Origin of the sequence: Pseudomonas sp. P9_31 (assembly GCF_034008235.1) — a bacterium.
Classification (GTDB): domain Bacteria; phylum Pseudomonadota; class Gammaproteobacteria; order Pseudomonadales; family Pseudomonadaceae; genus Aquipseudomonas.
Window position 1 is genome coordinate 1,781,727 of the sequence record NZ_CP125375.1, and the last position, 11,172, is coordinate 1,792,898.

Here is an 11,172-nt window from a genome sequence, read left to right on the forward strand (position 1 = left end):
AGGAGTATAAAGCTCCTGCGTCCCTTTTACACATGGTAAAGAGCCCCCTGGAAGACCAGGGTACGCTGGATCAGCGGACCTTGCCTTTGCCCAACATCAACACCTGTTTGTCGAAATCATCGACATCGATCACTTTGCGCCGCGCCACTTCTGCCTCGCGCAAGGTCTGGGCCTCAACCGGTTGCAAGACGCCAGCCTCCAGTGCGGCATCGATGACCGACTCCCCGACAGTGGGTTTGACCTGGCGACTTCTCAGTGCCGTATTGAGTTTTTTCTGTAGCGGCTTGGCGGCGTTCAGCAAGTCGCAGGCGTGCTGCAGCGCGCCGACCGGATCCTCTGTCGATTGCGGGCGATAGCAGCCCGCCAATAACTCCTCAAGGGTTGGATCGCCCTTGGCGCGGCCGAGGACTGCGGCGACTTTGGCCGCCAGTCTGTCCGATGGGCCTCTGTGCCAGCGACCGAACGGGAACACCATCACCCGCAGCAGGCAGCCGAGTACCTTGTTCGGGAAGTTGGTCAGCAGTTCGTCCAGCGCACGTTCGGACTGGCCGAGGCTCTCTTCCATGGCCCAGGCGAACAGCGGACGCATATGCTCCGGCGAATCGAGATCGTGATAACGCTTGAGCGCCGCGGAGGCCAGATACAGGTAGCTGAGCACATCGCCCAGACGTGCGGACAAGCGTTCGCGGCGTTTCAGTTCGCCGCCCAGCAGCATCATGCACTGGTCTGCAAGCATGGCAAAAGCCGCGGCCTGCCGGTTGAGGGCACGTACGTAGCGTTGGCTGAGCTTGTCCCCGGGCACGTGTTCGAAATGCCCAAGGCCAAGGTTCAGCACCAGGGTGCTGGCGGCGTTGCTCACGGCAAAACCAATGTGTTTGAGCAGCAGGGCGTCGAATTCGATCAGCGCCTGTTGTTTGTCTTCGCGGTGGACAAGGGCCATTTCCTTGAGCACGAACGGATGGCAGCGAATAGCGCCCTGGCCGAAGATCATCAGGTTGCGTGTCAGGATGTTCGCACCTTCGACCGTGACGGAAATGGGCGCACCTTGCCAGCTACGCGCCAGGTAGTTGTTCGGGCCCATGATGATGGCCTTGCCACCGTGAACATCCATGGCGTGGCTGATGCACTCGCGACCGCGTTCGGAGAGGTGGTATTTGATGATGGCCGAGGGCACCGACGGCTTTTCGCCGAGGTCGACCGCGTTGGCGGTGAGCATCCGTGCGCTGTCCATCAGCCAGGTACTGCCGCCGATCCGCGCCAGTGCTTCCTGAATCCCTTCGAAGGCTGACAGCGGTGCGTTGAATTGCTCGCGAACCTGCGCATATTGGCCCGTCACCAGGCTGCTGAACTTGCCCGCGGCGGTACCGATGGCAGGCAGCGAAATGGAACGCCCGACCGACAGGCAGTTCATCAGCATCATCCAGCCTTCGCCGAGCATCTCCTGACCGCCGATGATGAACTCCAGCGGTATGAACACATCCTTGCCAGCGTTCGGGCCGTTCATGAAGGCGGCGCCCAGCGGCAGGTGACGGCGGCCGATTTCCACACCGGGGGTCTGGGTTGGAATCAGTGCGAGACTGATCCCCAGGTCGACTTTGTCACCCAATAGATGATCCGGGTCATAGGCCTTGAAGGCCAGGCCGATCAAGGTCGCCACCGGACCGAGGGTGATGTAGCGTTTTTCCCAGTTCAGGCGCAGGCCGAGGGTTTCCTTGCCTTCCCATTCACCTTTGCAGATCACTCCGGTGTCGGTCATCCCCCCGACGTTGGAACCCGCCATCGGGCCGGTAAGGGCAAAGCAGGGGATATCGTCGCCACGGGCCAGCCGTGGCAGGTAATGATTGCGTTGTTCGTCGGTGCCGTAATGCAGTAGCAGTTCCGCGGGGCCGAGGGAGTTGGGCACCATGACGGTGGAAGCCAGGTCGCCGCTGCGGGTCGCCAGTTTCATCGCTATCTGGGAGTGCGCATAAGCCGAGAAGCCCTTGCCGCCGTATTCCTTGGGAATGATCAGGGCAAAAAAGCCATGCCGTTTAATGTGATCCCAGGCCTGGGGCGGCAGGTCCATCAACTGGCTGATCTGCCAATCGGTGACCATCGCGCAGAGCTCTTCGGTCGGACCATCGATGAACGCCTGTTCCTCTTCGCTCAGTTGCGCTTTTGGATAGGCCAGCAGCTTGTTCCAGTCCGGACGGCCGGTGAACAGCTCTCCATCCCACCAGACCGTGCCGGCTTCAATGGCTTCACGCTCGGTTTGCGACATGGGCGGCAGGTTTTTTTGAAACCAGTTGAATATGGGCGCCGTGAAGAGTTTTCGGCGCAGGTCCGGCAGTAACAGGAAGGCGGCCACAGCCGCAAGCATCACCCAGAAAATCAGCAGCAGCCAGACGGGGGCATGGCTCGCATGTCTGAAGATGCCCATCGCCAGCAGATAGACAGCGATGATGCCCAAAGCGGGCAGAGGCGCGGTGCGGCGATGTGCCAGATAGGCAATCCCGACCAGCAGAACCAGTATCCACAACAGCAGCATATTCAATTCTCCGTCAAGCCAAGGGCCAAACCACTTTCAGAGCTTAGACGGCATCTATAAAAGTGGGTGGTCAGAGCGATCGGTTTGAGCTTGTAGGAAGCAACGGCTGAAATTCGTCAGTTATTTCGATGCGGACGGTTGAACGCTTCCGTCAACAGGGCGGCAAACGCTGATATTTGGCCGAAACGTCGTTATCTCTGTGCTGAAGGCATCGCTAGACTCGTGGCTTCCCCCAGGAGGTTGTTCTCATGCACGCATGTGTGAGCCCCGGCCGCTTCATCGACAGTGACCATCCCTCGGTGGTGGCGTTCGCCGAAAAACACCGGGGCGCCCGGCGCGATCCGCTTGAACAGGCGATCAATCTCTATTACGCGGTGCGCGAGGCCGTGCGCTACAACCCCTACACCTTCAGCCGTGATCCAGAGACCTTGCGCGGCAGCTATGCGCTGGCGGCAGGGGAGAGTTATTGCGTGCCCAAAGCCACGCTGCTGGCAGGTTGCGCCCGGCATTGCGCGATCCCGGCGCGTATCGGTCTGGCGGACGTGCGTAATCACCTGTCGACGCCGCGCCTGCTCGAACTGCTCAAGAGCGATGTGTTCGCCATGCACGGTTACACCGAGTTGTATCTGAACGATCGCTGGATCAAAGCCACGCCGGCCTTCAATCAACAACTCTGCGAACTGTTCAATGTCGCGCCGCTGGAGTTCGACGGGATCAACGACAGCGTGTTCCATCCCTACAACCGTGATGGCGAGCAATTGATGGAATACCTGGTCGATCATGGTCAGTTCACTGATGTGCCTGAAGCGTTCTTTTTTGAACACCTGGAAAAGTGCTATCCGCATCTGTTCGGCGAGCAATTGCCGCTGCAACTGGGTGACATGCAGAGCGATTTGAGTCGCGCCTGATCCGGCGTATGCTGCCTGCGCATTTATTCAAAAAGAGGCGGTCATGCTGAAAATCTGGGGTCGGAAAAACTCGTCGAATGTCAGAAAGCCGTTGTGGGCCGCCGAAGAACTGGGCCTGGCCTATGAAGCCATCGATGCCGGCGGTGCCTTTGGCGTGGTCGACACGCCTGAGTACCGTGCGATGAATCCCAACGGACGCGTGCCGGTGATCGAAGACGACGGCTTCGTGCTGTGGGAATCCAACACGATCGTGCGTTACCTGATGGCCCGTCATGCCAGCGGCACTGCCTGGTATCCGACGGACCTGCAGGCCCGTGCTTGTGCCGAAAAGTGGATGGACTGGACCACTTCAAGTTTTGCCGCGCCGTTCCGCACCGTGTTCTGGGGCGTGTTGCGCACCCCGCAAGACCAGCGGGACTGGCCAGCCATCAAGGCCGCGATCAAGGAGTGTGACAACTTGCTGTCGATGGCCGATCAAGCGCTGGCGGCTAAACCGTATCTGTCCGGCGATGAGATCGGCATGGGCGACATTCCCTTGGGCAGTTTCATTTATGCCTGGTTCGAGATGCCGATCGAACGCGCGTCGCAGCCTCATCTCGAAGTCTGGTACGCGCGGTTGAAACAGCGTTCGGCCTATCGCAAAGCCGTCATGACCGCGTTGACTTAATACTCACTATCGACACGCTTGACTGTACTTGTGTGGCGACGACAAGCACCATTGCGCTCATGCGCCGCGGTTGCATTGCTCGCCGCCCGCCCTTATTTATTCCTTTCTCCCTTCTTGGTGCGTAAATCCGATATGAGTTCCGCTCTGTCCATCCGGCAGCTAACCAAAACCTACGGCAACGGTTTCCAGGCCTTGAGTGGTATCGATCTGGACGTTGCCGAAGGTGACTTTTTCGCCTTGCTCGGCCCCAACGGCGCCGGCAAATCCACAACCATCGGCATTCTCTCGACCCTGGTGAACAAGACCAGCGGAACAGTGAATATCTTTGGTCACGACCTGGACAAGGAACCGGCGGCGCTCAAGCGCTGCATTGGTGTGGTGCCCCAGGAATTCAACTTCAACCAGTTCGAAAAGACGTTCGACATTGTCGTGACCCAGGCCGGTTACTACGGCATCCCGGCGAAAATCGCCAAGGAACGCGCCGAGCAGTACCTGACCCAACTGGGCCTGTGGGACAAGCGCGATGTGCCGTCGCGCTCCCTGTCCGGTGGCATGAAGCGCCGACTGATGATCGCCCGTGCGCTGGTTCACGAACCGCGCCTGCTGATCCTCGATGAACCGACGGCGGGGGTGGACATCGAATTGCGTCGCTCGATGTGGACCTTCCTCACTGAACTGAACAAGAAGGGCATCACCATCATCCTCACCACCCACTACCTGGAAGAGGCTGAGCAGTTGTGCCGCAATATCGGCATCATCGACCACGGCACCATTGTCGAGAACACCAGCATGAAGCAGTTGCTCAGCCAACTGCATGTCGAAACCTTCCTGCTGGATCTGAAGAACACGTTGCAAGTGGCGCCGCAGTTGCTCGGTTACCCGGCCAAACTGATCGACAGCCATACCCTGGAAGTCCAGGTCGACAAGGCCATGGGCATTACCGCGCTGTTTACCCAATTGGCGCAGCAGAACATCGAAGTGTTGAGCCTGCGTAACAAAACCAATCGCCTCGAGGAGTTGTTCGTGTCTCTGGTGGAGAAAAATCTGTCGAAGGTGGCGGTATGAGTTCCGAGCTGCAACCCAACCTCGTTGCCCTCAATACCATCGTTTACCGTGAGGTCAAACGCTTCACCCGGATCTGGCCGCAGACCCTGCTGCCGCCGGCCATCACCATGGTTCTGTACTTCGTGATCTTCGGCAATCTGATCGGTCGGCAGATCGGCGACATGGGTGGCTTCACTTATATGGAGTACATCGTGCCGGGGCTGATCATGATGTCGGTGATCACCAACTCCTACGGCAACGTGGTGTCGAGTTTCTTTGGCAGCAAGTTCCAGCGCTCCATCGAAGAATTGATGGTGTCGCCGGTGTCGCCGCATACGATTCTGATCGGCTACACCCTGGGCGGCGTGCTGCGGGGGTTGATGGTCGGGATCATCGTGACCCTGCTGTCGCTGTTCTTCACCAAGCTGCAGGTGCATCATCTGGGCGTGACCGTTCTGGTGGTGGTGCTGACGGCGACGATCTTCTCGCTGCTGGGCTTCATCAACGCGGTATTTGCGCGCAACTTCGATGACATCTCGATCATCCCGACCTTCGTGCTGACACCGCTGACCTACCTGGGCGGGGTGTTCTACTCGATCAGTTTGCTGCCACTGTTCTGGCAGACCGTGTCACTGGCCAACCCGGTGCTGCACATGGTCAACGCCTTCCGTTACGGCATCCTCGGTGTGTCGGATATCAAGATCAGCGTGGCGATCACCTTCATGCTCATTGCGACCGTTGTGCTGTACATCGGTTGTGCGCGGCTGCTGGTGAGTGGGCGGGGGATGCGTACCTAGGAGCGACCGCGTCGCCTGCTTCGCGAGCACGCTCGCTCCCACATTGGTTTTGTGTCGATCGCAAAATAGGTGGGCAACGCCAATCAGTGTGGGAGCGAGCCTGCTCGCGATGGCGTCAGCATAAACACCGCAAAAAGAAACGGCCTCCCAAGCGGAGGCCGTTTTGCTTTCTCACATTCGACTTTGCTTACGCCGCTTCCACTGCCGACTCACCCACCATCGCCAATACATCATCACCAGGCAATAGGCCAGCGCCCCAAGCACCAACCCCGTTACCACCGAGCCAAGCAAGAACGGTTGCCACAGGCTCGAGAGTTCGCCGCTGATCCATTCCCAGGTCAGTTCGTCCGGCAGGCTCCTGGCGGGGACGTCCATCAGCCAGGCGCCAGTCTGGTATGTGCAGAAGAACACCGCCGGCATGGTGATCGGGTTGGTCAGCCAGACCAGGCTGACGGCAATCGGCATGTTGCCGCGCACCACGATGGAGAGGATGGCCGCCAGCAGCATTTGCAGCGGGATGGGCAGGAACGCCGCGAACAGTCCGACCGCCATGGCTCGGGCCACGGAATGGCGATTGAGGTGCCAGAGGTTCGGGTCATGCAGCAGGGTGCCGAGAAAGCGTAAGGATTTGTGTTCCCTGATGCTGGTCGGGTCTGGCATGTAACGTTTGAATAAGCGCCGGGGCATAAGGCTTCTCGGTCGGTTAAGGCGGTAAGTATGTCTGGATTCTACGAACCGCCCATTCAGACTTTGTGACAATTGTTAACGACGTACGTGCGGCGCGCCGGCTAAGCCTAGGGAGGGGACTCTCAAGGACGGGCTTATGCGCACAGGGATGATGGCGCTGGCGTTGGGTTTGCTGGCCCTGCGTTTTTTACCGGCGTTACCGCCGGCAGGGTTGTGGCTGTTGTTGCCGGTAGTGGGATTGATGCTGCTGCCGTTTCGCACCTTTCCCCTGGCATTTTTGTTGTTCGGTTTCAGTTGGGCTTGCGCGAACGCCCAGTGGGCGCTGAATGATCGCCTAGCGCTGAATCTCGATGGCGAGACTCGCTGGGTCGAAGGCCGTGTGACGGGTTTGCCGCAGCAGGCCGAGGGCGTGGTGCGTTTCGAGCTGACGGACAGCCAGTCCCGTCGCACCAAGCTGCCTCGGCACCTGCGTCTGGCCTGGTATGGCGGGCCGCTCGTCAACAGTGGCGAGCATTGGCGGCTGGCCGTCAAATTGAAGCGTCCTGCCGGGTTGCTCAACCCGCGTGCGTTCGATTATGACGCCTGGTTACTGGCCCAACGCGTCGGCGCCACCGGGACCGTCAAGGACGGCCAACGGCTGAGGGAGGCGCAATGGGCCTGGCGCGATGGCATCCGTCAGCGCTTGCAAGCTGTGGATGCCCAAGGGCGAACGGGGGCGCTGACGGCGTTGGTGCTGGGGGATGGCGCCGGGCTGAGCCGCGAAGACTGGCAGGTGTTGCAAGACACCGGCACCGTGCATCTGCTGGTGATTTCCGGGCAACACATTGGTTTGCTGGCAGGGTTGGTGTATCTGCTGATCGCCGGGCTGGCTCGTTATGGTGCGTGGCCCAAGGGCTTGCCGTGGCTGCCATGGGCGTGCGGGCTGGCGTTCGTGGCGGCGCTCGGTTATGGACTGCTGGCCGGCTTCGAGGTGCCGGTGCGTCGGGCCTGCCTGATGATCGGTCTGGTGCTGTTGTGGCGGCTACGGTTTCGTCACCTCGGCGCATGGTGGCCGCTGTTGCTGGCGCTTGACGGCGTTTTGCTGCTGGAGCCGCTGGCGAGCCTGCAACCGGGTTTCTGGTTGTCCTTCGCGGCAGTAGCGGTACTGATCTTCACCTTTGGCGGACGATTGGGGCCGTGGCGTTGGTGGCAAACCTGGACCCGCGCCCAATGGCTGATCGCGATCGGTCTGGGCCCGCTGCTGTTGGTGCTGGGGTTGCCGATCAGTCTCAGCGGGCCGCTGACGAACCTGTTGGCGGTGCCCTGGATCAGTCTGGTGGTGTTGCCGCCGGCCTTGCTCGGAACGCTGTTGTTGCCTGTTCCTTATGTGGGCGAAGGGTTGCTGTGGTTGGCCGGTGGTCTGATCGACCTTCTGTTCAGAGGGTTGGTGTTGGTGGCTGGGCAATTACCCGCGTGGGTGCCGGCGGCGGTCCCGTTGTGGGTATGGGCGCTCGGCACGCTGGGGGCGTTTCTTCTGTTGCTGCCCAGAGGCGTGCCGTTGCGCCCGTTGGGCTGGCCGATGCTGCTGTTGCTGGTTTTTCCGCCCCGGCACACGTTGCCTGAAGGCATGGCCGAGGTCTGGCAGCTGGATGTCGGCCAGGGATTGGCCATCCTGGTGCGTACTTGCGATCACACCCTGCTGTATGACGCCGGGCCACGGTTCGGCGATATCGACCTGGGGGAGCGGGTGGTGTTGCCATCATTGCGCAAACTGGGCGTGGACGGCCTCGATCTGATGCTGATCAGCCATGCCGATGCCGATCATGCCGGCGGTGCGCGAGCGATTGCCAACGCAATACCAGTGAAGCAAGTACTGAGTGGCGATCACTTGGCCCTGCCAGACGAACTGCACGCCGAGGGCTGCGAGAGCGGTCAGCAATGGGCCTGGGACGGCGTGAAGTTCCAACTCTGGCAGTGGCCGTCAGCCAGCGAGAGTAATCAGAAATCCTGCGTGCTGCAGATCGAAGCCAACGGCGAACGGCTGCTGCTGACCGGCGATATTGATAGCGCGGCCGAGCGGGCGCTGCTCGACAGTCCATTGGCGGTGCCGACGGATTGGTTGCAGGCACCGCACCATGGCAGTCGCAGTTCGTCGTCGACGGCATTGCTCAGCACCTTGCAACCCAAAGCGGTGCTGATTTCCCGTGGCAACGGCAATTCTTTCGGCCATCCCCATCCCACGGTCGTGGCGCGGTATCAAAAGCGCGGTGTGGCGATCTACGACAGCGCTGTGCAGGGTGCCATTCGTCTACAACTGGGACGCTTCGCACCGCCGTGGACGATGCTTCAGGAACGGCGTTTCTGGCGCGATCGGCCACCATTGAGCCAGTAACCCGCGTTATTAAAGCCCGACCGGATGCGACATCGCGGTCTTCGGTGCGTCCACCCCCTATGTTAGAGTGGCGCACTTTTTCGAGGGGACTGTCACTGTGTGGGAATTGGTCAAATCCGGCGGCTGGATGATGCTGCCGATCATTCTGAGTTCCATCGCGGCCATGGCGATCGTCGCCGAGCGTCTGTGGACCCTGCGTGCCAGCCGCGTGACCCCGGAGCACTTGCTCGGGCAGGTGTGGGTCTGGATCAAAGACAAGCAACTCAATAAAGACAAACTCAAGGAACTGCGCGCCAACTCCCCGCTGGGCGAGATCCTGGCCGCCGGTCTGGCGAATTCCAGGCATGGTCGCGAGATCATGAAAGAGTGCATCGAAGAGGCCGCTGCGCGAGTGATCCATGAACTCGAACGCTACATCAATGCCCTCGGCACCATTGCCGCCATGGCCCCGTTGCTGGGTTTGCTGGGTACGGTACTGGGCATGATCGATATTTTCAGTGCGTTCATGGGCACGGGCATGGGCACTAACGCCGCGGTTCTGGCCGGTGGTATTTCCAAAGCGCTGATCACCACCGCTGCTGGCCTGATGGTCGGCATCCCGGCCGTGTTCTTCCACCGCTTCCTGCAACGCCGGATCGATGAGCTGGTGGTGGGCATGGAGCAGGAAGCGATCAAACTGGTCGAGGTAGTGCAGGGCGACCGCGACGTGGATCTGGCCGAGGGTAAAGCGTGAAATTCCGTCGTAAACCGCGGGAAACGGTAGACATCAACCTCGCGTCGCTGATCGACGTGGTGTTTATCCTGCTGCTGTTTTTCGTCGTGACCACCACCTTCACCCGTGAAACCCAAATGCGCGTCGACCTGCCGGAAGCGGTCAGCGGTTCCCCGGCCGAAGACCAGCAGCTCAAGCAACTGGATATCGCCATCAGCGCCGAGGGGGTGTTCTCGGTCAACAACCAGTTGTTACCGAAGAACGACCTGACCAGCCTGATGGAAGCGCTACAGAAAGAATCCAACGGCGACACCAACCTGCCGCTGTCCATCAGCGCCGATGGCAAGACCCCTCATCAGTCCGTCATCACTGCCATGGACGCTGCCGGTAAGCTCGGTTTCAGCCATTTGCGCATGACCACTGTCGAGGCGGCGCCAGCGTCCTGATGGCCATGTCCGACCGATTGCTCGCCGCGTGGTATGCCGGTCATCCGGCCTTGAAGCTTTTACAGCCGCTTGAATGGCTGTATCGGCGTGTGGTCACCGGCAAGCGCAATCGCTTCCTGGCCGGCGAGGGCGAGATCTACCAACCGCCGGTGCCGTTGATCGTGGTCGGCAACATCACGGTGGGCGGCACCGGCAAGACGCCGCTGATTCTGTGGATGATCCAGCATTGCCAGCGCAGTGGTCTGCGGGTCGGCGTGGTCAGCCGTGGCTATGGCGCCAAACCTGCGCAACTGCCGTGGCGGGTCGAGGCGGATCAAGGCGCGGACGTGGCGGGCGATGAGCCGCTGTTGATCGTCCAGCGCACCGGCGTGCCGCTGATGATCGACCCGGACCGCAGCCGTGCGGTCAAGGCCTTGTTGGCGAGTGAGCCGCTGGACCTGATTCTCTCCGACGACGGCATGCAGCATTACCGGTTGGCCCGGGACCTGGAGCTGGTGCTGATCGATGCGGCTCGAGGCCTGGGCAACCAGCGTTGCCTGCCGGCCGGGCCGTTACGCGAACCGATCGAGCGCCTGCAAAGCGTCGATGCAGTGCTGTACAACGGCGCTGTCAATGATCGTGAAGACGGCTTCGCCTTCCAGCTGCAACCCACGGCGCTGGTCAATCTGCACAGCGGCGAACGGCGTCCCCTCGACCACTTTCCTGCTGGCCAGGCCGTGCATGCCGTAGCCGGGATCGGCAACCCCAAGCGTTTCTTCACGACCCTCGAAACGCTACACTGGCGGCCAGTGCCCCATGCATTTGCCGACCACGCCGAGTACAGCGTGCAGGCCTTGAATTTCACACCGTCATTGCCAGTGGTGATGACGGAAAAGGACGCGGTGAAGTGCCGTGCCTTCGCCGCCGCCGATTGGTGGTACCTGGCGGTCGATGCTGTGCCATCGCCGGCCTTCGTGGCCTGGTTCGATACGCAGCTGATGCGCCTGTTGCCGGCTCGTCTTTTGCCTTAAATC

10 protein-coding genes are annotated in these 11,172 nt (G+C 60.6%); 8 read left to right on the forward strand and 2 right to left on the reverse strand.

Translation table 11 applies throughout. The annotated features are described in order from the left end of the window. Window positions 1-70: 70 nt before the first annotated feature. The gene (locus QMK51_RS08055; protein ID WP_320393684.1) at window positions 71-2,527 is read right to left on the reverse strand and encodes an acyl-CoA dehydrogenase; all 2,457 of its coding nucleotides are present in this window, start codon (window positions 2,525-2,527) and stop codon (window positions 71-73) included. A gap of 248 nt (window positions 2,528-2,775) precedes the next feature. On the opposite strand from QMK51_RS08055, the gene QMK51_RS08060 reads away from it, so the two are divergent. From QMK51_RS08060 to QMK51_RS08075, 4 genes are all read left to right on the forward strand, one after another. After that, window positions 2,776-3,435, forward strand: coding sequence for a transglutaminase family protein (locus QMK51_RS08060; RefSeq protein ID WP_320393685.1), 660 nt, complete (start codon window positions 2,776-2,778; stop codon window positions 3,433-3,435). 43 nt (window positions 3,436-3,478) lie between these two features. After that, window positions 3,479-4,102 (forward strand): glutathione S-transferase, encoded by a 624-nt coding sequence (locus tag QMK51_RS08065; protein WP_320393686.1) that lies wholly within the window; start codon window positions 3,479-3,481, stop codon window positions 4,100-4,102. 132 nt (window positions 4,103-4,234) lie between these two features. After that, a complete protein-coding gene (locus tag QMK51_RS08070) occupies window positions 4,235-5,167 on the forward strand; it encodes an ABC transporter ATP-binding protein (protein WP_095634883.1) in 933 nt (310 codons plus the stop codon). Then, window positions 5,164-5,943 carry an ABC transporter permease gene (locus QMK51_RS08075; protein ID WP_258699598.1) on the forward strand — a complete coding sequence of 260 codons (780 nt, stop codon included), beginning with the start codon at window positions 5,164-5,166 and terminating at the stop codon, window positions 5,941-5,943. The genes QMK51_RS08070 and QMK51_RS08075 overlap by 4 nt, the downstream gene beginning before the upstream one ends. Before the next feature lie 171 nt (window positions 5,944-6,114). Here QMK51_RS08075 and QMK51_RS08080 read toward each other — a convergent pair whose 3' ends face one another. Next, the gene (locus tag QMK51_RS08080) at window positions 6,115-6,630 is read right to left on the reverse strand and encodes a DUF2062 domain-containing protein (RefSeq protein WP_320393687.1); all 516 of its coding nucleotides are present in this window, start codon (window positions 6,628-6,630) and stop codon (window positions 6,115-6,117) included. Window positions 6,631-6,766: 136 nt separating this feature from the next. Here QMK51_RS08080 and QMK51_RS08085 point away from each other — a divergent pair, with 136 nt between their 5' ends. The 4 genes from QMK51_RS08085 to lpxK all read left to right on the forward strand — a co-directional run bounded on the left by QMK51_RS08085 (window position 6,767) and on the right by lpxK (window position 11,169). After that, a complete protein-coding gene (locus tag QMK51_RS08085) occupies window positions 6,767-9,001 on the forward strand; it encodes a DNA internalization-related competence protein ComEC/Rec2 (RefSeq protein ID WP_320393688.1) in 2,235 nt (744 codons plus the stop codon). A gap of 97 nt (window positions 9,002-9,098) precedes the next feature. Beyond that, the gene (locus tag QMK51_RS08090) at window positions 9,099-9,734 is read left to right on the forward strand and encodes a MotA/TolQ/ExbB proton channel family protein (RefSeq protein ID WP_258699601.1); all 636 of its coding nucleotides are present in this window, start codon (window positions 9,099-9,101) and stop codon (window positions 9,732-9,734) included. Continuing rightward, window positions 9,731-10,159: an ExbD/TolR family protein gene (locus tag QMK51_RS08095; RefSeq protein WP_258699602.1), complete on the forward strand. Its 429-nt coding sequence runs from the start codon at window positions 9,731-9,733 to the stop codon at window positions 10,157-10,159. The genes QMK51_RS08090 and QMK51_RS08095 overlap by 4 nt, the downstream gene beginning before the upstream one ends. Further along, a complete protein-coding gene (gene lpxK / locus QMK51_RS08100; protein WP_258699603.1) occupies window positions 10,159-11,169 on the forward strand; it encodes a tetraacyldisaccharide 4'-kinase in 1,011 nt (336 codons plus the stop codon). Before QMK51_RS08095 ends, lpxK begins: the two co-directional genes overlap by 1 nt. Window positions 11,170-11,172: the final 3 nt, after the last annotated feature.

Bases quoted from the DNA above. Each gene is read 5' to 3' on its own strand.
- QMK51_RS08055 (WP_320393684.1), bottom strand. From the start codon at position 2,527: ATGCTGCTGTTGTGGATACTGGTTCTGCTGGTCGGGATTGCCTATCTG.
- QMK51_RS08060 (WP_320393685.1), top strand. From the start codon at position 2,776: ATGCACGCATGTGTGAGCCCCGGCCGCTTCATCGACAGTGACCATCCC.
- QMK51_RS08065 (WP_320393686.1), top strand. From the start codon at position 3,479: ATGCTGAAAATCTGGGGTCGGAAAAACTCGTCGAATGTCAGAAAGCCG.
- QMK51_RS08070 (WP_095634883.1), top strand. From the start codon at position 4,235: ATGAGTTCCGCTCTGTCCATCCGGCAGCTAACCAAAACCTACGGCAAC.
- QMK51_RS08075 (WP_258699598.1), top strand. From the start codon at position 5,164: ATGAGTTCCGAGCTGCAACCCAACCTCGTTGCCCTCAATACCATCGTT.
- QMK51_RS08080 (WP_320393687.1), bottom strand. From the start codon at position 6,630: ATGCCCCGGCGCTTATTCAAACGTTACATGCCAGACCCGACCAGCATC.
- QMK51_RS08085 (WP_320393688.1), top strand. From the start codon at position 6,767: ATGCGCACAGGGATGATGGCGCTGGCGTTGGGTTTGCTGGCCCTGCGT.
- lpxK (WP_258699603.1), top strand. From the start codon at position 10,159: ATGGCCATGTCCGACCGATTGCTCGCCGCGTGGTATGCCGGTCATCCG.